The organism is Corynebacterium sp. H130, assembly GCF_037572395.1.
Classification (GTDB): domain Bacteria; phylum Actinomycetota; class Actinomycetes; order Mycobacteriales; family Mycobacteriaceae; genus Corynebacterium.
In genome coordinates, this window is the sequence record NZ_JBBHLA010000003.1 from 142,875 (window position 1) to 163,721 (window position 20,847).

The 20,847-nt window shown below is 58.3% G+C and carries 18 protein-coding genes; 14 read left to right on the top strand and 4 right to left on the bottom strand.

All coding sequences use genetic code 11. The annotated features are described in order from the left end of the window. The first annotated feature begins 360 nt into the window (after positions 1 to 360). The 12 genes from dnaN (at position 361) to WG939_RS06965 (ending at position 15,497) form a co-directional block, all read left to right on the top strand. On the top strand, positions 361 to 1,545 hold the full coding sequence (dnaN, locus tag WG939_RS06910; protein ID WP_339984052.1) for a DNA polymerase III subunit beta: 1,185 nt from the start codon (positions 361 to 363) through the stop codon (positions 1,543 to 1,545). After that, a complete protein-coding gene (recF, locus tag WG939_RS06915; protein WP_339984054.1) occupies positions 1,546 to 2,706 on the top strand; it encodes a DNA replication/repair protein RecF in 1,161 nt (386 codons plus the stop codon). After that, positions 2,699 to 3,238 (top strand): DciA family protein, encoded by a 540-nt coding sequence (locus WG939_RS06920; RefSeq protein ID WP_339984056.1) that lies wholly within the window; start codon positions 2,699 to 2,701, stop codon positions 3,236 to 3,238. The genes recF and WG939_RS06920 overlap by 8 nt, the downstream gene beginning before the upstream one ends. Positions 3,239 to 3,340: 102 nt before the next feature. Further along, a complete protein-coding gene (locus WG939_RS06925; RefSeq protein ID WP_339984058.1) occupies positions 3,341 to 3,835 on the top strand; it encodes a hypothetical protein in 495 nt (164 codons plus the stop codon). A gap of 430 nt (positions 3,836 to 4,265) precedes the next feature. After that, entirely contained in the window at positions 4,266 to 6,275 is a 2,010-nt protein-coding gene (gene gyrB, locus WG939_RS06930; protein WP_339984060.1) for a DNA topoisomerase (ATP-hydrolyzing) subunit B, read from the top strand. An 86-nt stretch (positions 6,276 to 6,361) separates the two neighbouring features. Next, positions 6,362 to 7,312, top strand: coding sequence for a pyridoxal-phosphate dependent enzyme (locus tag WG939_RS06935; protein WP_339984062.1), 951 nt, complete (start codon positions 6,362 to 6,364; stop codon positions 7,310 to 7,312). Then, the gene (locus WG939_RS06940) at positions 7,309 to 9,906 is read left to right on the top strand and encodes an FAD/NAD(P)-binding protein (protein WP_339984064.1); all 2,598 of its coding nucleotides are present in this window, start codon (positions 7,309 to 7,311) and stop codon (positions 9,904 to 9,906) included. The genes WG939_RS06935 and WG939_RS06940 overlap by 4 nt, the downstream gene beginning before the upstream one ends. An 85-nt stretch (positions 9,907 to 9,991) precedes the next feature. Further along, positions 9,992 to 11,530 carry a fibronectin type III domain-containing protein gene (locus tag WG939_RS06945; RefSeq protein WP_339984066.1) on the top strand — a complete coding sequence of 513 codons (1,539 nt, stop codon included), beginning with the start codon at positions 9,992 to 9,994 and terminating at the stop codon, positions 11,528 to 11,530. Positions 11,531 to 11,695: 165 nt separating this feature from the next. Continuing rightward, complete coding sequence (locus tag WG939_RS06950) at positions 11,696 to 12,394, top strand: ABC transporter ATP-binding protein (protein ID WP_339984068.1); 699 nt, start codon at positions 11,696 to 11,698, stop codon at positions 12,392 to 12,394. After that, the gene (locus WG939_RS06955; RefSeq protein WP_339984070.1) at positions 12,391 to 13,101 is read left to right on the top strand and encodes an ABC transporter permease; all 711 of its coding nucleotides are present in this window, start codon (positions 12,391 to 12,393) and stop codon (positions 13,099 to 13,101) included. The genes WG939_RS06950 and WG939_RS06955 overlap by 4 nt, the downstream gene beginning before the upstream one ends. 87 nt (positions 13,102 to 13,188) lie before the next feature. Beyond that, a complete protein-coding gene (locus WG939_RS06960; RefSeq protein WP_339984072.1) occupies positions 13,189 to 14,553 on the top strand; it encodes an ATP-binding protein in 1,365 nt (454 codons plus the stop codon). Between the two features lie 395 nt (positions 14,554 to 14,948). Beyond that, positions 14,949 to 15,497, top strand: coding sequence for a hypothetical protein (locus tag WG939_RS06965; RefSeq protein ID WP_339984074.1), 549 nt, complete (start codon positions 14,949 to 14,951; stop codon positions 15,495 to 15,497). A gap of 107 nt (positions 15,498 to 15,604) precedes the next feature. On the opposite strand, the gene WG939_RS06970 is transcribed toward WG939_RS06965, so the two are convergent. The 4 genes from WG939_RS06970 to WG939_RS06985 all read right to left on the bottom strand — a co-directional run bounded on the left by WG939_RS06970 (position 15,605) and on the right by WG939_RS06985 (position 17,801). Continuing rightward, complete coding sequence (locus WG939_RS06970; RefSeq protein ID WP_339984076.1) at positions 15,605 to 16,021, bottom strand: DUF6918 family protein; 417 nt, start codon at positions 16,019 to 16,021, stop codon at positions 15,605 to 15,607. A gap of 9 nt (positions 16,022 to 16,030) precedes the next feature. Next, a complete protein-coding gene (locus tag WG939_RS06975; protein ID WP_339984078.1) occupies positions 16,031 to 16,978 on the bottom strand; it encodes an L-lactate dehydrogenase in 948 nt (315 codons plus the stop codon). A gap of 372 nt (positions 16,979 to 17,350) precedes the next feature. Continuing rightward, positions 17,351 to 17,602 carry a hypothetical protein gene (locus tag WG939_RS06980; RefSeq protein WP_339984080.1) on the bottom strand — a complete coding sequence of 84 codons (252 nt, stop codon included), beginning with the start codon at positions 17,600 to 17,602 and terminating at the stop codon, positions 17,351 to 17,353. Beyond that, positions 17,592 to 17,801: a CopG family transcriptional regulator gene (locus WG939_RS06985; RefSeq protein WP_339984081.1), complete on the bottom strand. Its 210-nt coding sequence runs from the start codon at positions 17,799 to 17,801 to the stop codon at positions 17,592 to 17,594. Before WG939_RS06985 ends, WG939_RS06980 begins: the two co-directional genes overlap by 11 nt. Before the next feature lie 137 nt (positions 17,802 to 17,938). On the opposite strand from WG939_RS06985, the gene gyrA reads away from it, so the two are divergent. Both gyrA and WG939_RS06995 read left to right on the top strand, forming a co-directional pair. Further along, positions 17,939 to 20,479 (top strand): DNA gyrase subunit A, encoded by a 2,541-nt coding sequence (gyrA, locus tag WG939_RS06990; RefSeq protein ID WP_445227889.1) that lies wholly within the window; start codon positions 17,939 to 17,941, stop codon positions 20,477 to 20,479. Positions 20,480 to 20,482: 3 nt separating this feature from the next. Beyond that, entirely contained in the window at positions 20,483 to 20,821 is a 339-nt protein-coding gene (locus WG939_RS06995) for a DUF3566 domain-containing protein (protein WP_339984085.1), read from the top strand. Positions 20,822 to 20,847: the final 26 nt, after the last annotated feature.

The following is a 20,847-nucleotide window of genomic DNA, read 5'->3' on the forward strand; positions in this document are numbered from 1 at the left end:
ACCCCATGTGGACAACTACTTTGAAAGTTGTGCACAGATCAGTGGATAGATTGTGGATAACTCGGCACCCCGATTTTCATCCCCACCCGGCCCGAGTTGTACACACAGTTTCCACACACGCTCCACACGTTAGAATGAGCCCCTGGAGCTGTGGAAATGACAACTTATCCACAGTGTGCACAGGACTTACTGTAGTTACCACTCTTTTACTTGGAACTAAAACAAAAGAAAGAGGGCGTGGGGATAGTTCAAGGTTCATTGGCTTCGAAGAAGACAATGACAACCCTTTAACTACCGTGCGAGCACGCACCCAGGTACGTTTATGTGTAATTAGAAAAATTCGAAGGAGTGTAGCGAGCTATGGATTCGACGTCGGTTTCCTTCCGCGTTGCCAAGGACGATTTGGCCAATGCGGTGGCATGGGTAGCACGTAGTTTGCCGGCGAAGCCAACGCAGCCGGTGCTTCGCGGCATGCTGATCACTGCCGACGACGAAGGCCTTGAACTCGCTGGCTTTGACTACGAAGTGTCCACTAAGCAGCGCATTTCCGCTGAGGTTTCCCAGCCAGGTTTGATCGCCGTCGCTGGCAAGCTCATTGCAGAGATCGTCGCAACGCTGCCAAACAAGCCGGTTGACGTCACCGTCGACGGCTCCAAAGTCCTGCTTTCTTGTGGTGCGTCTCGCTTCGAACTTCCAAGCATTCCGCTCGATGACTACCCGCAGCTTCCAGCATTGCCCGAGGTCACCGGCGCGATCGATCCTAAGCTCTTCACCGAAGCTGTCACCCAGGTAGCAACCGCCGCTGGTCGCGATGAGACCCTGCCTATGCTCACCGGCGTGCATCTTGAGATTCACGGCGAAGAGGTTCTGCTGGCCGCCACCGACCGCTTCCGCCTCGCTGTCCGCAGCTTCAATTGGATTCCACGCAATCCGCAGGTCGAAGCCAAGCTGCTGATCCCAGCAAAGACCCTCCTGGAAAACGCCCGCAGCCTGGACACTTCGCTCAATGATCCAGTCGAAATCGCGGTCGGCAACGACGAGCAGATCGGCTCCGACGGCCTCTTCGGCGTCCACGCCGACACCCGCCAAACCACCACCCGCATGCTCGACGCGGACTTCCCGAATTTCCGCCCGCTGCTGCCAAAGTCCCACACCTCCATCGCGAGCGTGGAGATCGCCCCGCTTCTCGACGCCATCCGCCGCGTCTCCCTGGTCGCCGACCGTAACGCGCAGATCCGCATGAACTTCAGCGAAGGCCAGGTCGTTCTCGATGCAGGCGGCACCGATTCCGGCCACGCTGAGGAGGTTCTTCCTTGTGCTTTCGCAGGCGAGCCACTGCATATCGCATTCAACCCTGGCTACTTGAAGGACGGCCTTGGTGTAATTCGCACGAATCGTGTGGTGTTCGGCTTCACCCAGCCTTCGCGCCCAGCGATCATGATTCCGGAGCCAGAGGAGCTGCCGGAGGCAAACGCGAATGGTGAGTTCCCAACCCCGGAGACGGACTTCACCTACCTGCTGATGCCAGTTCGCCTACCAGGCTAAATGTATCTTCGCTCCCTGAAATTACGCGATTTTCGTTCCTGGCCGTCGCTCGAGCTTGAGCTCGAGCCCGGGGTTACGGTGTTTGTCGGCCGAAATGGCCATGGCAAGACAAACATCGTGGAGGCCATCGGCTACGTCGCGCACCTGTCCTCCCACCGGGTGGCTCAAGATGCGCCGTTGGTTCGATCCGGCCAGGACAATGCGCTGATTTCAGCGACGGCGGTCAACGACGGTCGGGAACTGACAGCTCATGTCCTGATTAATTCCCACCGGGCGAATCAGGCCCAGATCAACCGCACGAAGCTGAAGAGCCCCCGCGAAGTTCTCGGTGTGGTGAAAACCGTGTTGTTTGCGCCGGAAGATTTGGCGCTCATTAAGGGTGAGCCAGCGGAGCGTCGCAAGTACCTCGATACGATCCTGGCTACTCGCCAGCCACGTCTCGCCGGACTCAAGGCGGATTACGATCGCGTGCTCAAACAGCGCGCAGCACTGCTAAAAACTGCTGGTGGGGCGCTGCGCAAAGGCTACGATGACGCCGATGGTGCAGCCGCACTGTCCACACTCGATGTGTGGGATTCCCAGCTGTCCTCGTTGGGAGCTCAGCTGATTTATCACCGCCTGCAGCTCGTCGCCGAATTGCAAGAAGCGGTGCCGGAGGCCTACTCAACCATCGCACCAGAATCGCGTCCGGCGCACGTTGAATACCGCTCGACTGTTCCTGCTGTTGGGGAGCCCGAGGTTATCGAGGCTGCCATGCTGGCCGAGCTCGGGGCGAAACGACAACGAGAAATCGATCGTGGCATGTGTTTGGTGGGGCCGCATCGCGATGATCTCGAGCTCATCTTGGGCACCGACCCTGCCAAGGGTTTTGCCAGCCATGGTGAGACTTGGTCGTACGCGCTGTCATTGCGTATCGCGGAGTTTCACCTGGTCAAGGGCACAGGATCTGATCCGATCCTCATTCTTGACGATGTTTTTGCCGAACTTGATGCCAAGCGTCGCACTCGCCTCGTGGAAGTTGCTGCAAACGTGGAGCAGGTGCTGATCACCGCCGCCGTCGATGGCGACCTGCCGCATAACCTCGAAGAAACCCACACCCACTACGTCACTGCGGTTGATGACGCGGAACTGGGCCGAATCTCAAGGATGGATCATGAGTGAGTCTGATGACCTCATCCAGGAGATGTTTGCCAACGTCCGTAAGCAGGCAAAACTCAAGACTGGCAAGGTGCCGGACCTCAGTAGGCAAGGGGAGAGGCGTCGCCAGGAGCCGGGACCCAAGCTGCCTAAACAGCGTGGTATTCCGACTGGCCTTGATGGACGCAGATTGCCAAGGCCTAACAATGTCAGCGCCCTCGGAGATGTGTTGAAGCGGGAAATTGGCCGCCGGGGATGGCAAAAGGACATCGCTGGTGGTTGGGTGTTTTCCCACTGGCATCTGCTGGTCGGAGACAAAATCGCTCAGCACACTCGCCCGCAAATGCTCAAAGACAAAGCGCTATTCATTCAGTGTGATTCCACCGCCTGGGCAACGAATCTACGACTCATGCAGCGACAAATTCTGCAGGAGATTGCGAAGCAGGTCGGCCCAAATGTGGTAGCTGAGCTGAAGATCTTCGGGCCAAACGTACCGAGCTGGCGCAAGGGGCCACTACATGTGAAAGGTCGAGGACCAAGGGATACCTACGGATAGCTTTCATTAAGAATTGGTAACTATTTGCATTTCCTAATGAAAATTGTTGTCTTTTGACCGATGATGAGGGTGTCCGACCCCCACATTTTCATAGAGGAAGACATGTTCGGAAAAAAAGCGGCCCTAGTCATTGCCTGCATGACAGCGCTTTCAGGAATCGCCGCGCCTAACGCATTGGCGGAGTCGCAACCCGTCGCCGAGGTGCAAGTCCAGTCGAATGAAGCTGCTGTTCGCGAGGCTCAAGAACAGTATCGGCAGACTGCTACTCCAGAAGAATATGCTGCAGCAATGAGGGCCTATGAGGAGCTTCGTACCACTGGGGCCATCACGACCAATCAGATGCCGGGGGGCACGGATGTGACCGCGCAGGGATTTGGTTGCGCCTCGATTCCCAAGTGGGCTGTGGTTGCTTATGCTTGGCATTTGAAGGCTGGTGGTGTGGTGGGAGCGCTCACCGGAGCAGTAGTTAATGGCTCTATCTTGGGATTACCGGCCGGAGTTGTCATAGAAGCTATCGGAGCGGCCGGGGTTCTAGGCGGTGATGGTTTATTGTACTGGGCAGATCATACTGATTGGCCAAAGAACATCTGTATCTAGAAAGCGGGTAAGAGCCTTGTCAGGTTTCTTTATCGGGATGTTGATCACTGATGTTATTTTCATTATCGGTTGTTTTTGGTTGGGAAGAGAGAATCGGAAGCTCCGGGACGAAATACGCACCTTGAGACACCAGGAGTAACGCTATGTTCTCAGGATGGCAGTTAGCGGTGGTCATTCTGATTGGCTCGCAGATTGTCTATGGGATTGGAACCTACCTGCGTCGTCCGAAAAACTAGAACAAGTCCCACTAAGTTTTGATCAGCGCCTTGTCACAAACGGCAGGGCGTCTTTTCTTATTTTCCAGCGACACCTTTGTGAGAAACCGCTCTAATTTCCCTTCTCCCAGCTTGCTGCCTAAGCCACGTAGGGGAGCCCACAGTGTAATATGGAGGGGTCTATCGGCAATTAGAGCAAGGAGTGCTAGCGACCCGTGGCTGCGCAACATGAATACGACGCTTCATCGATCACCATCCTGGAGGGTCTTGAGGCTGTCCGCAAGCGCCCTGGCATGTACATCGGCTCCACCGGCGAACGCGGCCTGCACCACCTGGTGTGGGAGGTCGTTGACAACTCCGTGGACGAGGCGATGGCAGGCTTCGCGTCTGCGGTAACCGTTACTTTGCTCGAGGATGGCGGCGTCGAGGTCATCGACGATGGTCGTGGCATCCCGGTGGACATGCACCCATCCGGTGCTCCTACCGTCCAGGTTGTTATGACCCAGCTGCACGCCGGCGGCAAGTTCGACTCCGAGTCCTACGCGGTCTCCGGTGGTCTGCACGGCGTCGGTATTTCCGTGGTGAATGCCTTGTCGACGCGCGTTGAAGCCGACATCAAGCGCGACGGGAAGCACTGGTACCAGCGCTTCACCAATGCTGTTCCAGAACCTCTGGAGGAGGGTGGCAACTGCCGTGGCACCGGTACCACCATCCGTTTCTGGCCAGATGCCGAAATCTTTGAAACCACCACTTTCAAGTGGGACATCATCGCTAAGCGTCTGCAGGAGATGGCCTTCCTGAACAAGGGCCTGACCATCACCCTCATTGACAAGCGCGTCACCGAGGAAGAGCTCGAGCTGGAAGCTCTCGCAGAATCCGGCGACGAGGCTGTCTCGCTCGATGCCGTCGATAATGCGCCTGCTAAGAAGAAGGAAAAGAAGCAGGTCTTCCACTACCCGGATGGTCTGAAGGACTACGTCACGTCCATCAACAAGACGAAGACGGCCGTTCACCCAACGATCATCACTTACGAAGGTAAGGGCGAGGGCCACGAGGTTGAGGTGGCTATGCAGTGGAACTCCGGCTACTCGGAGTCCGTACACACCTTCGCCAACACGATTAACACCCACGAGGGTGGCACGCACGAGGAAGGTTTCCGCGCGGCGCTGACCTCCCTGATGAACAAGTACGCCCGCGAGCACAAGCTGCTCAAGGACAAGGAACCAAACCTCACCGGTGAGGACTGCCGCGAAGGCCTCGCCGCAGTGGTGTCCGTCCGCGTTGCCGACCCACAGTTCGAAGGCCAGACCAAGACCAAGCTGGGCAACACTGAGGTTCGTTCCTTCGTGCAGAAGTCCACGAACGAGCACCTCGCTGACTGGTTCGATGCCAACCCTGCCGAGGCCAAGGTCATTATCTCCAAGGCTGTGTCCTCGTCCCAGGCACGTCAGGCTGCCCGCAAGGCCCGCGACCTGATCCGTCGCAAGTCCGCCACCGACCTCGGTGGCCTCCCAGGCAAGCTCGCTGACTGCCGTTCCAAGGACCCAGAGAAGTCCGAACTTTACATCGTGGAGGGCGACTCCGCAGGTGGCTCCGCAAAGTCCGGCCGTGACTCCATGTACCAGGCCATCCTGCCGCTGCGTGGCAAGATCCTGAACGTCGAAAAGGCGCGTCTGGACAAGGTGCTGAAGAACAACGAAGTTCAGGCCATCATCACGGCGCTGGGCACCGGCATCAACGACGAGTTCGATATCGCCAAGCTGCGCTACCACAAGATCGTGCTCATGGCCGACGCCGACGTCGACGGCCAGCACATCGCAACGCTGCTGCTCACCCTGCTGTTCCGCTTCATGCCAGAGCTGATCAACCAGGGCCACGTGTACCTGGCGCAGCCACCGCTGTACAAGCTCAAGTGGGCCAAGGGCGAGCCGGGCTTCGCGTACTCCGACGCCGAGCGCGATGAGCTGCTGGCTGAGGGGTTGGAAAAGGGCCGCAAGATCAACACCGACGACGGCATCCAGCGCTACAAGGGTCTGGGCGAGATGAACGCCAACGAGCTGTGGGAAACCACCATGGACCCAACCGTCCGCATTCTGCGCCGCGTCGACCTCGAGGACGCGCAGCGTGCCGACGAACTGTTCTCCATTCTCATGGGTGACGACGTCGCAGCTCGTCGTTCCTTCATCACCCGAAACGCGAAGGACGTTCGCTTCCTCGACGTGTAAAACGACGAGGATTTCTGGCTCGCTTTGACCACTTAGCGGTTAGAGTAAGCCAGAAATCAGGCAGAAATCGGCCTATAATCGGGACAATGAATCATGCACCTCGTCCCTGTGCAAGTGTTTCTGATGCCCTCGGCAACACTCCACTCGTTAATCTCAAGAAGCTTGGATTGAGTAATCTCACCGCCTGGGCCAAATTAGAGCAGTTCAACCCAGGCGGCAGTGCCAAAGATCGAACGGCGCGGGCACTTGTGGAAGCAGCGGATATCGCACCCGGAACAATGGTTATTGAATCCAGCTCGGGAAATCTGGGGCTCGCACTATCCCGCGAAGCTGCGTTGGGCGGCTGGAATTTTCACTGCGTGGTCGACCCTCGCGCGAACACGGCCACCATTAATTACATAAAGGCCATGGGCGCCACCGTGCACGCTCTCACCGAGCCAGATCCGGAGACGGGGGATTGGCTCGTGGCCCGTCGCAAAAAGGTCGCCGAGCTGCTCAAAGACAACCCGGATGCTCTCAATTTGGATCAGTATTCGAACACGGCGGCTTTCGGTGCGCATGCGCAAGGAACCATGCGTGAAATCCATGAACAACTTGGACATGCACCGGATTTCTTGCTGGTAGCTGTTTCAACCACGGGCACGATCGGTGGCTGCCAGCAGTACGTGCAAGAACACGGGCTGGGTACCAAACTTATTGCGGTCGATGCCAAAGGTTCAGTACTTTTTGGCGGGCAACGCGACACGCGCCATCTTCCCGGCTTCGGCGCAGGCGTTATTCCGGAGTTGTCAAAGCAGGTGAGCCCGGATCGGGTGATGCGAATCGCGGATCGGGCGTCGATAAGCGCAGCGCGAGAATTGGCGCGCACCACGGCGATTGTGCCCGGCGCCTCTGGTGGTGCGGTGATTGCGGCGCTGCAGCAACTTGATTGTGAGTTGACGGAGCCAGCCGAGGCGGTGGTGGTTATTCACGATAGCGGCAATTTTTACCTGGATACTATTTACAATGATCAGTGGGTGGAGGCGACGTTGCGATGAAGATCGCGATTGTAGGCGGTGGACCACGTGGGTTGTGGGCTGCTGAAGAGCTCATGAATATGGCGTGGCAGCGAGATCTCACGCTTCACGTCACGGTGTTCGATGGTGGGGGAGTGCGGGCCTACGATCCAAGCCAGCCAGACTATTGGCTGCTCAACGTCACCGCTGAGATTGTGCAATCCACGACACTTGGATCATTTAACGAATACACCGGGAACACCGATACTTATCCGCCACGAGCCCGCGTGGGTGAGTTCTTCGCCGAATCCTGGGCCCAATTGCCCATCCCACCACGCTGTACCCTGACACACGTTGCTCAAGAAATCACTGACCCGCAAGTTCTCACATCAGAGTATGACCAGGTGCTCGATGTCACTGGTCATGATGCAACCTGGCCAGGCCAGCTTGACGACGCACTAAAGGTCTACCCACATGGGTCCTTGGATAATGTGTCCCCAGGTAGCACTGTCGCGATCCGGGGCACCGCCCTGACCTTCATAGATGCAGTTCTGGATCTGACGATTGGTCGCGGAGGCCGTTTCGATGATGGGAAATACCATCGCTCTGGATCGGAGCCGGAGCGAATCATCCCGGTGAATCGCACAGGTAGGTTCATGAACGTTAAGCCGGACCGTGGACCGCGAACCGATCAGCTGGAAGATCAATTTGGACCCGCTATATTGGCTGCCAGGTCGACCGAGGAAATCGTGACCGCCCTGCACAGCGCTGCAGCCCTATTGACCGAGGACAGCGCTGATCACATCGCGGCGGTGCTTGCAGGAACTGACATGCCGGACGATGGCGTCGCTGAGCTGCGCACGAGCCTTGCTATCGCCGTTGGAGAGCAACCATTAGATGCGCGCGGTGCAGTGGGAGTCGCGTTTCGAGCGTTGTATCCCCAACTAGTTCAGCGCGTTTCTTTTCAGGAACCATTGCCGGGTTTTAGGGAACTGACCCGCATTCTTGAGCCGGTTGCATTCGGCCCACCATCTTGTAATGCTCAAAAGGTACTTGCGCTCATAGACGCCGGATTAATCACTGCTCCTCACACCGGGGACATTCCCGCTGCAGACTTTGTGATCGATGCGGTGCAAGCACCGCCGCCTCACCCGCCAGTACGCACTGATAGGGCTGGATTCTTGCCTGGTTCTGACAATCTAGCGGTGATCGGACGGGCAACCGAACTGTGGGTATTGGGGAATGACACTCTTTCGCGTGACTATCACGACGTCATCCCTCGCTGGGCGCGCCGGGTTGTGGCTGCACACTCACCACAAGTTGTTCACGGCTTGCCACCAATGCGTGCTCGGCTGGAGCCGTGGGCGAAGCAGCTTACTGGTTCCTATTCTGATGCCCGCCACCTCATTGACACCTACGGCAGCCCGGTCAATATCCTGAACTCTGAGCCGATGCTGCGAAACGCGCAGGAATTGGTGGATGCTGGTCAAGATCACGACGTAGATGTCCGCGTGTTCTTTGCTCGCAAAGCAAACAAGGGTCTTACATTTGTCGATGCTATCCACGAGGCCGGGCACGGAGTAGACGTAGCGAGCTTCCGCGAGCTGCAGCAAGTGTTGGGGCGCGGGATCGCAGGAGAGAACATCATCTTGAGCGCCGCGATCAAGTCCGATGAGTTGCTGCGCTTAGCGGTCGAAAACAACGTCACGATCAGCGTAGACAATGTGACCGAGCTGCAGCGCATCATTGCACTGGCGGATCGACCGGTCCGCGTCGCACCACGGCTGGCCCCGAATCCGAAACGCCTGCCGCCGACCCGCTTTGGTGAGCGCAGCACCACCTGGATCCAGGCGCTGACCAGCATCGATCTCCACGAGGTGTCGGTAGTTGGCGTCCATGTCCACTTGCACGGCTACAGCGCCTCCGACAGGGTCACCGCCCTAAATGAGGTCTTCCAATTGATCGATGCGCTGCCACACCCCACCGAATTCATTGACCTCGGCGGTGGTGTGCCCATGAGCTACCTCGCCGATCCCGCGCAGTGGCAGCGCTTTCAGGCCATGCGTGCGCACCCACACCTAGCGCCGTTTACCTGGAAAAACGACCCGCTGAACACGATCTACCCGTATTGGCAAACCCCGACGCGCGGGACGTGGCTTGGTGAGATCCTCTCCGCCGACGGCATCGCAGAGGGCCTGCGCAGCCGGGGCCTGCGGCTGCACTTGGAGCCGGGTCGATCGCTTCTCGACGGCTGTGGCCTCATTCTGGCCCAAGTGGAATTCGTCAAGACCCGCAGTGACGGACTGCCCCTTGTTGGCCTGGCGATAAATCGCACGCAATGTCGTACTACCTCTGACGACTACACCGTGGATCCGCTTCTCATCCGTGCGCCCGGTAATGAACCTGGGCCTGAAGTGGAAGCGTTCCTCGTCGGTGCCTACTGCATTGAAGATGAAATCATCCTGCGCCGTCGTATCCGATTCCCGCATGGAGTGAAACCGGGCGATATTATCGCGATTCCGAACACTGCTGGGTATTTCATGCACATCCTAGAGAGCGCCTCGCACCAGATTCCCTTGGCGAACAATGTGGACTGGCCAAGCGGCCAATTAGATGGACTTGATCAGGGCGTTTAGCCTTGCCCTGCGGAAGTTGCAATCGAGTCTTAACCTATTTGTGATCTCTCGTTGATTTGCTAACTTTCCAGGAGTTTTGATGTCAATGCGTGCCTCACAAAAGCATCTTGCAGCGCTGGTCGCCGCACTGTCTACCTTGTCCCCACTCACCCCAGCTCTCGCCCAGGATATCGCCCCAGCTCAGAACATCGTTTTGGGCGTGGGCTCCGATGAAACCCAGGCCAATGTCGTTTGGCTGACCGATACCCAATCGACCGGCCAGAAGGTGCAATTTGCCAAGGCTTCTGAAGTTACGGCCGATACTCTCACCACCCACGGCATCACTGTGGATGCCACCTCCACCGTCGCCAACATTGCTACTGGCATGACACGTCAGGAAGTTCGGGAGAAGAACGCTGCGACTTCCAAGGATATGGGGCGTCACGCAGCAACGATGACTGGTTTGGAAGCAAACACCGAGTACATTTACCGCGTCGGATCCGAGGAGACCGGCTGGTCCGAGGTCAAGACTTTCACCACTGAAGACTTCGATCGCGATTGGAACTTCCTCTTCCTGGGCGACCCACAGCTGGGCACCGGTTTCAGCACCGCAGAAAGCGAAGCAATGTGGAAGGACGCGCTGGCAAAGATCACTACTGATTCCCCGAACGCATCCTTCATCCAGTCCGCTGGCGACCAGACCAACCTGGGCAACCTGGACGAGCACACCGGACTTACCGCTGCTGGCGAAATGCAGTCCATCCCATTCGCGCCACTGAACGGCAATCACGACAACTACGACTTCGAGTCCTACCAGGCCTTCTACAACCGTCCGAACGTCACCCAGGACGGCCGCAACTACTTCTACGAGTACAACAACGTCCTCGTGGTTTCCCTGGACTCTAACCACGTCTTCGACGACCTCGATGCGGACGCACAGTTCGTCCAGGACACCATCGCCGCGCACGGTGGTGACAAGGACTGGACCATCGTCACCTTCCACCACCCGCCATACTCCCAGGCATGGCACCAGATCGACGACAACATCAAGTACATGCGCGCACACCTCGTTCCAAAGCTCAACGAGATGGGTGTTGACCTGGTCCTTTCCGGGCACGATCACATCTACACCCGCTCCCACATGATCAAGGACGGCCAGCCTGTTATTCCTGAGAAGAAGGCCGCTCCTGGCGACGTCTACGTTCAGGGCGACAAGGAGACCATGTTCATCACGGCCAATTCCGCCACGGGCACCAAGTTCTACGACTTCTACTCCCCAGAAGGCGACTACCCAGGCATCACCCGCGAAGACGCAGACAAGTGGGGCCTGACCCAGCCATACACCGCCTACTGGGATCAGCAGTACAGCCCTAACTACACCGACATCCAGGTCTCCGCGAACGAGCTGAAGGTTGTAGTCAAGGACGTCGCCACCATGGGTGAAGTTGACTCCTTCACCCTGGTCAAGAACCAGCCAAGCGTCGTTGAGCCACCTGCCGACGGTTCCTCTTCCTCCTTCGGTGCACTGGCCGGCCTGCTCGCTTTGATCGCAGGTATTGGCGGCACCGTGTGGGCAGCGCTGAACAGCCTCCTGCACATCCCGGGCATCGATATTCGCGCAGAGCTGAAGAAGTTCGGCCTGTAAGTAGCAGCGGGCTCGCTTGTTGCTTCGCAAAAGCCGAGTTTAGGAACCCGAGTTTAGGGTAGATTTTCGGGGATTTGGTGGCAAAAGTAGCCCCGCGCCCCCGAAACTCGGGTTCCTAAACTCACCGCTCCCGGAAAGCGACCCGGCGAAACTACAATTAAAGGTGTGAACACACTCCTTCGCGCGGAGAACCTCAACATCACGCGCAACAAAAATCACATTCTTCACGACCTCACCTTCACCTTGCGCGAAGGCTCGATCACGGGCATCATCGGCCCCTCAGGATCGGGCAAAACGACCCTCCTGAGGGCGATCGTTGGCGTCCAGGAGTACAGCGGCGTCCTGGAAGTTCTTGGTCATCCCGCCGGCGCGAAGGAGAATCGCGGGCGTATCGGTTACATGACCCAAAGCGCCAGCGTCTACGAGGGCCTCACCGTTCGCCAAAACCTCAGCTACTTTTCCCAGCTCACCGGGGCAAAAGATACAACGGACACCATTATCGAATTCCTGGGGCTCACCCAGCAACGCGACCAAAAAGTAAGCACACTCTCCGGCGGACAACGCAACCGAGTGAGTTTGGGAGCTGCGCTCGTCGGCAAGCCTGCGTTGTTGGTGCTGGACGAACCCACCGTCGGCCTCGACCCTCTGACCCGCGAAAACATCTGGTCTCACCTGCGCTCCCTCGGAACCAGCATTTTGGTGTCCAGCCATGTCATGGATGAGGCGGCGCGGTGCGACAGTATTTTGCTGCTTCGCGACGGCGCAGTGCTCGCTCACTCTTCGCCGAGCGACCTGCTCAAGACGGCGGGGGCTAAGAATTTGGATGAGGCGTTTTTGAACTTGATCCGAAAGGCGCAGCAATGATCCAAGCAACAGTCCAACGCATTCTGCGCGAAATAACTGGTGACAAGCGCACGGTTGCCCTCATCATGGCGGTGCCGTCGCTGCTGCTCACGCTGCTGTACTTCGTTTATGACGGGTCGAAGTTGTTCAATTCCGTGGCCGTGATGATGCTCGGGGTATTCCCGATGCTGCTGATGTTTATCGTGGCGTCCGTGACGATGCAGCGCGAGCGTAAGTCCGGCACCCTGGAGCGCCTCATGACAACGCGCCTGACCACTGTGCAGCTGCTGCTGTCCTACGGCATCGCGTTCAGCCTGTTTGCGCTGGTCCAGGCGTTGGTGCTGGTCGCGATGGCGTATTTCTTCCTCGGGGTGACCACAAGTGTGTCGATTGGCTGGATTTTCCTGGTAGCGCCACTGGCGGGCATTGTCGGCGGATCATTTGGCCTGCTGGCCAGTGCCTTTGCCGAGAACGAGTTCCAAGCCGTGCAATTCATGCCCGTGTTCTTTGGCCCGCAATTCTTCCTGGGTGGCGTGCTCGTGCCACGCGACCAGATGAATTCAGTGCTGCACGTCATCTCGAATTTCTTGCCACTGTCCTACGTCATTGACACGCTGCGTGACCTGCTCGTTTCTGCCGAGCTCTCCGGTGACTTTTGGCGCGACATGGGGATAGTGGTTCTCTTTGCTCTGGGAGCCCTGATTCTTGCCGCGAGGGCCTTGCGCTAGCTACTGGAAACTACTTGTTTCCAGTAGATTTCTAGTCTGACCTGCGGATTCTAGTCTACTTGAAATATTTCAAGTAGACTTTTTTCTATGACTAGCTTCCAGTTTGCAGATCTTGCCACCCGTCCTGAGGACCAGTGGTTTGACCGGAAGTCCTCGCGCATTGCTGGCAAGGATTTGGCCAAGACCCTCGTTGCCTTTGCGAACGCCGAGGGCGGCGTTGTGGCTGTTGGCATCAGCGATGACGGAGTCATTGAACACGAGTTGACCCCGGAGCGGGAAAACATGCTGCGCGTTGCGGCGCACGAGCACACTGATCCTGCAGTCCGACTTCGCATCACCAAGCTTGATGACGTGCTCGTCTTCGAAGTCGAGCCCGGCGAGCGCGTTCACTACACCCGCGATGCCAACTGCTACCTCAGGCTGGGTGATAAGTCCGTGAAACTGGACGCGCAACAACAACAAGAACTCCGCTATTCAAAGGGAGAACAGCTTTTCGACGCCACCGGCCTTCGCGGCGCCGACCTGGCAGATCTAGATATGGAAAAAGTGGCTGCGTACGCCGAAGGAATCGGTTCCAGCACTGCTGAGGATGCACTACGTGCGCGAAGGCTTGTCACCCGAGACGGCCAGCCGACCGTGGCGGCGATTCTGCTCTTCGGTAAAAGTCCGCAGGACCTTCTGCCCAACGCGGAGGTTCGCGTGCTGAAGTACCTTGATGATCAACGCGGAGCCGGCGCGCAGCAGCAACTCGAAGTTGATCGCCGATTCACCGGCCCTCTCCCGGATCAAATCAAAGGTGCCGCCGAACTGATTCGTGAAATTCTTCCACGGGTCTCCCGCCTGGGAACCGATGGCCTGTTCGCCTCCGACACGAGAATCCCGGATGATGCTTGGCTGGAGGGACTGGTCAACGCCGTGATTCACCGCTCCTACAGCATGATGGGCGACAACATTCGGGTGGAGATTTTCCCAAGCCGTATTGAAATCAGTTCACCTGGCCGGTTCCCTGGACTCGCCGACCCGCGGGAACCAGAGAGCATTTCCCGGTTCGCTCGCAACCCGCACATCGCCAGGGTTATGACAGACCTCGGAATCGGACAGGAACTTGGGGAAGGAATCCGCCGCATCTTCGCAGAAATCCGCAGGGTAGGCTTCCTGGATCCGGAATATGTGCAGACCAACGGTTCCGTCATCCTCCTTTTGAGGGCGGTGCAGCGCATCAGCAACAGCGTCCTTGTTGGGCTACCGAAGCAGACTGAGCAAATTCTTGCCCTGTTGCAGGTGGAACCGGCTGGCCTTGGAACCGGGGAAATTGCCACGCGATTGGGGGTCTCCCGCCCCGTCGCACGCGGCATTCTCAACGAACTAAAGGGCGCTGACCTCGTCCTGTGGGAAGGTAAATCACCCCGAGACCCCCGCGCCCGGTGGTTGGCAAAACCACCGCTGCGCTAGCTACTGGAAACTACGTGTTTCCAGTAGATTTCTAGTCTGACCTGCGGATTCTAGTCTACTTGAAATATTTCAAGTAGGGTTAGGCGAGTCGTCCAGCCAAAGCCGCTGAAACAACCGAGGTGTGTAACGACGCCAGTCGCCCCAAATTGGCGAGCGACGGAAACGCTTCATCGAGAAACGAAAAATTGTCCGCCACGTGAAGTCCCCTCTCAATTGCGAGATTCTGATTGCAAGTCTGGATGGAAAATTGTCTTAAATTCTACTATCGCGTTTGAGGCAAAAGCGCAGGAAAATAGCTGGAATTCGAACGTATGATCTTCTTGCTAGCAGTTGTGTCCACGGCCATTGTTACCGTTGAATTGTCTTTCTTGCCCACAACACGATAGGACCTTGACATGATCTTCAAGACCGACCTGGAGCAAGCAATGCGAGCAGCCGGGGAGAATCCAACACCCGAGGAACTGGACAACCAGTACGACCAACTCCAAGCCGCGTGGGAGAACTTACGCAACCAGTACTCGGAACGAGCCAAGCAGGGTTACAAGAACAAGTACGGGATGTGGCCGGACGGAATGACCTTCGGCCAGATTCTCAACCAAGCCGACCAACTGGCGTGGGATCAGATCCAACAGGACTGGATACAGCCCTACACCGAACGGGCAGCGGAGCTAGCGGCGGAGCTGGAGGACGACCGTCCACCACACCAGAAAGTCGTGGACAATCCCGAGACATGGCCAACCGAATGGCCGGAAATCAACGCATCGAACGAAGCGATGGAAGCGAGCATCAACGTCTGGGGAATGGAAGCACCGAAGCGGAGAGCGGTAGCCGCATCGTTGATCCAGCTCAAGATGGAACTCGGCCAGCCCTACCCGATCAGCCCGGAGGATACGGCACTGATCCAGGAGTTCGAGAAACAGATGGATCAAGCAGTAATCCACTAGAGACGCAACCACTAAGCCGCGCACAGCAGCGTCGCCGTGGCTATCGCCGTGCGCAGGAGAGGGTCGATCTGCCACCAAGATTCACGTCGAGTCCCCGAGTAGAAGGGTTAGCTAGCGTGCTTTTCGACGATCTCGCCAAGGCCGCCCACGTTCTCTGCGACGACCTTCACGGCTTTTCCGCGCAGGGAGTTGTACACCTTGACCAGGGACTGGTTGCTGACAGAATTTGACTTGCTGTCGGCAACCTGGAGAAGCTCGTCGGCGACGCGATCCTTGTTTGCCTCAAGCTGCGCACCGAAAGCGGTGCCTTCTGGCTTGGAATTCCAGTACGGGGTGAGGACGCTGATGACGTCGTCAAGCGCGTGCTCGAGGACAACTTCCATGATGTTCGGCTTCGCCTTCGTGGCCGCGACGAGTCCGCCTTTGAGGGCCATGCCGGTGATGCCGGTCTGGCTGGAGATGGTGGTGCGGGCGAACTCGGCGAGGTCGGCGATGAGGGCTGGGCGATTGGAAATTGTGATCATGCAGCCATTTTAGCTAAAGAACTCGCGCTGGATGGCGCGAAGGGTGTCGGCGGAGTGCGTGAAACGCTCCATCTCGTGCTCGGAAATTTCCAGCTCAACCACGCGACGGATGCCACCACGATTCACGATGGCTGGGGTGCCAATGTAAATGTCTTCCTGGCCGTACTCGCCACGCAGTAGGGCGGATACCGGGAGCGCGACGTCCTGGTTTTGCAGGATCGCGCGGGTGATGCGGGCCAGGCCCATGCCAATGCCATAAGAGGTAGAGCCCTTGGCGTCGATGATGTGGTACGCGGCGTCGCGGGTGTCCTGGAAGATCTTCTCCAGCTTTGGCTCCAACGTAGAGTCCTTCTCCAGCTGCTTGCGCATGGAGACGCCGGCGATCGTGGCAGAGGAAAGCACTGGAAGTTCGGTGTCGCCGTGCTCGCCGATGATGTAGGCGTGGACGGAGGTAGGGGAGACCTCGTAGAGTTCGCCCAGCATGTAGCGGAAACGAGCCGAATCCAGGATCGTTCCGGAGCCGATGACGCGCTCCGCTGGCAGGCCGGAGAACTTCCAAGCAGCGTAGGAGAGGATATCGACCGGGTTGGATGCGACCACAATGATGCCATCGAAGCCATTAGCCATCACCTGATCGACGATGGACTTCATGATCTTCATGTTCTTGTCCACCAGCTGCAGGCGAGTTTCACCAGGCTTCTGAGCAGCGCCCGCGCAGATCACCACAATAGCGGCATCTTCGCAGTCCGCGTAGGTGCCCTTGGTTACCTGCGTGCGCGAATGCGCCCACACGACGCCATGGTTCAGGTCCATGACGTTGCCTTCGAGCTTCTTCTCATCGATGTCAATGATGGCGAGATGATCGCAGGTACCTTGATTGACCAGCGCGTACGCGTATGCGACTCCGACGTCACCGGCGCCGATAAGAACGACCTTGTTTCCAACAGTTTGCTTCATATCGTTTGCCTTCCCGGTTGCTTCCCGTTCAACCTCATTATGCGTCCGAAACTGGATCGATGCAGTATGAAAAGCGGGTGAAATCGGGCACAACCGGGCAATCTATGCGTTTGTTCTTCTGTGAATGTGTGGGTTTGTTGTCGTGTGCTCAGATGGGTTGCGGGTTGCCCGGGTATCCCAGTTGTCAGTTATTGAAAACGACCGACATCCAGGAATCCCCGGACACGTAATCCCGCAGTTCTCGGAGAAACACCCCAAAAAGAATCCCCCTCAGGCTCCCTGAGGGGGATCGTACGTAGCGTCGCAACTCTTCCGCCACAGCGGTCTCGCTAAGCCACTGCAGTCACAACAGTTAACAACTGTAACACAGGTTCACGAATTGTCGACAATATATGAGCACATTGCTTGGGCAAGAATCTCATTGCCGGCCGAAAGAGGCTCCAAAGACAGGCAGGCGGACGTTATATATGAGCAGTGATCCGCCACTGATGAGAACACAGCAATTCCGGCGATATGTGGCTTCACCAGCGCCGATAGGGCAACGATTGCTCCCAGTGATCGCACGGTCGCCCCGATTTCGGAGGCTATGGCGTCGGCAAGCGCGAGGAGGTCCTCAGCGTCCACGTCGCACCCTTCCGCGCAGCGCGTTGTAGGAAGCCACGGAGCGGCGGGCGAGATCCTGCAGCTCAGCCGTGCGTACCCGCCGGGCAGCGGATTCGACGATCGCCTGGCGAGCAGCCTCCTGCTTGGATACGCCCAGGGATGAGGCAAGGAGCGAGAGGGCTGCGTCCTCGGCGGGAGAGAGTCTTAAAGTGAATGCCATGGTATCGCCACGATACCACTTCCGACGCGATTGGCCCGGAAAACGTAGGATATAGGGGATCCCAACGAAGAAAAGGTTAAAAAGTGAGCGACGAGAATCTCTTTGATCGCGTGCGACCGATTGACATCAATGAGGAGATGCAGTCGAGCTACATCGACTACGCCATGTCCGTCATTGTCGGCCGCGCGCTGCCCGAGGTCCGCGATGGCCTCAAGCCGGTCCACCGCCGCATCCTCTACGCGATGTTCGACAACGGCTTCCGCCCGGACCGCTCCTATGTGAAGTCCGCAAAGCCTGTCGCTGAGACCATGGGTAACTACCACCCACACGGCGACGTCGCCATCTACGACACCCTCGTTCGCATGGCCCAGCCATGGAACATGCGCTACCCGCTTGTCGACGGCCAAGGCAACTTCGGCTCCCGAGGCAACGACGGCCCGGCAGCAATGCGTTACACCGAGTCCCGCATGACGCCGCTGGCCATGGAAATGGTCCGCGACATCCGCGAAAACACCGTCGACTTCATCCCTAACTACGACGGCAAGACCCAGGAACCAACCATCCTGCCGTCCCGCGTGCCAAACCTGCTGATGAACGGCTCCGGCGGTATCGCCGTTGGTATGGCCACCAACATCCCGCCACACAACCTGAACGAGGTTGCCGAGGCCATCTACTGGATGCTGGACAACCACGAGGCCACCGAAGCCGAGCAGCTCGAAGCCTGCATGGAGCGCATCAAGGGCCCTGACTTCCCAACCGCAGGCCTGATCGTCGGCACCGACGGCATCAAGGATGCCTACACCACCGGTCGCGGTTCCATCCGCATGCGTGGCGTGACCTCCATCGAAGAGGAAGGCAACCGCCAGACCATCGTCATCACGGAGCTTCCGTACCAGGTCAACCCGGATAACCTGATCTCCAACATCGCGGAGCAGGTCACCTCCGGCAAGCTCGCTGGCATCTCCCGCATCGAGGACGAATCCTCCGACCGCGTGGGCATGCGCATCGTGGTCACCTTGAAGCGCGACGCTGTGCCTCGCGTGGTGCTGAACAACCTGTACAAGCACTCTCAGCTGCAGACCAACTTCGGCGCCAACATGCTGTCCATCGTCGACGGCGTGCCACGCACCCTGCGCATTGACCAGATGGTGCGCCTGTACACCGATCACCAGATCGAAGTCATCATCCGACGCACCCAGTACCGCCTGGACGAAGCTGAAAAGCGCGCCCACATCCTCCGCGGCCTGGTCAAGGCCCTGGACATGCTCGACGAGGTCATCGCCCTCATCCGCCGTTCCCCAACGGTGGACGAGGCCCGCACCGGTCTCATGCAGCTTCTCGACGTCGACGAGATCCAGGCCAACGCCATCCTCGAAATGCAGCTGCGTCGCCTGGCAGCTCTGGAGCGCCAGAAGATTGTCGATCAGCTCGCTGAAATCGAACTCGAGATTGCTGATCTGAAGGACATCCTGGCCCGCCCAGAGCGTCAGCGTGCCATCGTGAAGGATGAGCTGAAGGAAATCGTCGACAAGCATGGCGACGAGCGTCGCACTCAGATCGTGGCCGCTACCGGCGACGTCACCGAAGAGGACCTGATCGCGCGCGAGAACGTCGTGGTCACCATCACCTCCACCGGTTACGCCAAGCGCACCAAGGTCGACGCCTACAAGTCCCAGCGACGCGGCGGCAAGGGCGTACGCGGTGCCGAGCTGAAGCAGGACGACGTCGTTCGCCACTTCTTCGTCTGCTCCACGCACGACTGGATCCTGTTCTTCACCAACTACGGCCGCGTCTACCGCCTCAAGGCCTACGAGCTGCCGGAAGCATCCCGCACCGCGCGCGGCCAGCACGTGGCAAACCTCATGGAGTTCCAGCCAGGTGAGAAGATCGCCCAGGTCATCCAGCTCCAGACCTACGAGGACGCACCATACCTGGTCCTGGCAACCCAGCAGGGCCGCGTGAAGAAGTCCCGCCTCCTGGACTACGAAACCGCACGTTCCGGTGGCCTCATCGCCATCAACCTGAACGAAGGCGACACCCTCATCGGCGCAGCCCTGTGCTCCTCCGAGGACGAGCTGCTGCTGGTTTCCGAAGAAGGCCAGTCCATCCGCTTCAAGTCCGACGATGAAACGCTGCGCCCAATGGGCCGCGCCACCGCCGGCGTGAAGGGCATGCGCTTCCGTGGCGACGACCAGTTGCTGGCCATGTGCGTCGTCCGCGACGGCGAATTCCTCATGGTCGCCACCTCCGGCGGCTACGGTAAGCGCACCCACATGGAGGAATACTCCGTCCAGGGCCGTGGCGGCCTTGGCGTGGTGACCTTCAAGTACAACGCCAAGCGCGGCAAGCTGATCAGCGCCATCGCCGTGGATGAGGACGATGAGATCTTCGCAATCACCTCCGGTGGCGGCGTCATCCGCACCGAGGTGGCACAGATCCGCCCAACCTCCCGCGCGACGATGGGCGTCCGCCTCGTCGACCTGCCATCCGGTGTTGACCTGCTGGCGATCGACAAGAATGTTGAAGCTGAAGGCGAAGAAGAAGCCGAAGCAGTGGCAACCGGCAAGGCACCAGCGCCAACTGACACCGCTCCAGCTGCAACCGAGACCCTCGAAACCGTAGTAGAGTCCAGCGACAAGCCACTCGACGCCTCAGGCGTCCCACAGGAAGAGGACTAACGCATGGCAGAACGACAAGTGACAGTACGTAACATCTCCCCACTGTCCGCTTTCAAGACGGCACTCGTCTTGGCGCTCGCGGGCCTAGTGGCGTGGATGATCTGCGTGGCCCTGCTCTACGCCGGCATGGCAGCCGCCGGAGTCTGGGACAACCTCAACTCCGTCATCGGTGGTGCCGGTGGAGAAGGAACTGTCACCTTTGGCGTCGTCATGTCCCTCGCGGGCCTCATGGGCGCGATCACCGCGATCCTCGTCGCAGTGCTCGCCCCACTGGTCGCCCTGGTCTACAACGCAACGGTTGACCTGTTTGGTGGTGTGGAAATCACGCTGAACGAGGGTTAAAAATAGGGCTTTACCTGCCGATTTGG

Bases quoted from the DNA above. Each gene is read 5' to 3' on its own strand.
- dnaN (WP_339984052.1), top strand. From the start codon at position 361: ATGGATTCGACGTCGGTTTCCTTCCGCGTTGCCAAGGACGATTTGGCC.
- recF (WP_339984054.1), top strand. From the start codon at position 1,546: ATGTATCTTCGCTCCCTGAAATTACGCGATTTTCGTTCCTGGCCGTCG.
- WG939_RS06920 (WP_339984056.1), top strand. From the start codon at position 2,699: ATGAGTGAGTCTGATGACCTCATCCAGGAGATGTTTGCCAACGTCCGT.
- WG939_RS06925 (WP_339984058.1), top strand. From the start codon at position 3,341: ATGTTCGGAAAAAAAGCGGCCCTAGTCATTGCCTGCATGACAGCGCTT.
- WG939_RS06935 (WP_339984062.1), top strand. From the start codon at position 6,362: ATGAATCATGCACCTCGTCCCTGTGCAAGTGTTTCTGATGCCCTCGGC.
- WG939_RS06940 (WP_339984064.1), top strand. From the start codon at position 7,309: ATGAAGATCGCGATTGTAGGCGGTGGACCACGTGGGTTGTGGGCTGCT.
- WG939_RS06945 (WP_339984066.1), top strand. From the start codon at position 9,992: ATGCGTGCCTCACAAAAGCATCTTGCAGCGCTGGTCGCCGCACTGTCT.
- WG939_RS06955 (WP_339984070.1), top strand. From the start codon at position 12,391: ATGATCCAAGCAACAGTCCAACGCATTCTGCGCGAAATAACTGGTGAC.
- WG939_RS06960 (WP_339984072.1), top strand. From the start codon at position 13,189: ATGACTAGCTTCCAGTTTGCAGATCTTGCCACCCGTCCTGAGGACCAG.
- WG939_RS06965 (WP_339984074.1), top strand. From the start codon at position 14,949: ATGATCTTCAAGACCGACCTGGAGCAAGCAATGCGAGCAGCCGGGGAG.
- WG939_RS06970 (WP_339984076.1), bottom strand. From the start codon at position 16,021: ATGATCACAATTTCCAATCGCCCAGCCCTCATCGCCGACCTCGCCGAG.
- WG939_RS06975 (WP_339984078.1), bottom strand. From the start codon at position 16,978: ATGAAGCAAACTGTTGGAAACAAGGTCGTTCTTATCGGCGCCGGTGAC.
- WG939_RS06985 (WP_339984081.1), bottom strand. From the start codon at position 17,801: ATGGCATTCACTTTAAGACTCTCTCCCGCCGAGGACGCAGCCCTCTCG.
- gyrA (WP_445227889.1), top strand. From the start codon at position 17,939: ATGCAGTCGAGCTACATCGACTACGCCATGTCCGTCATTGTCGGCCGC.
- WG939_RS06995 (WP_339984085.1), top strand. From the start codon at position 20,483: ATGGCAGAACGACAAGTGACAGTACGTAACATCTCCCCACTGTCCGCT.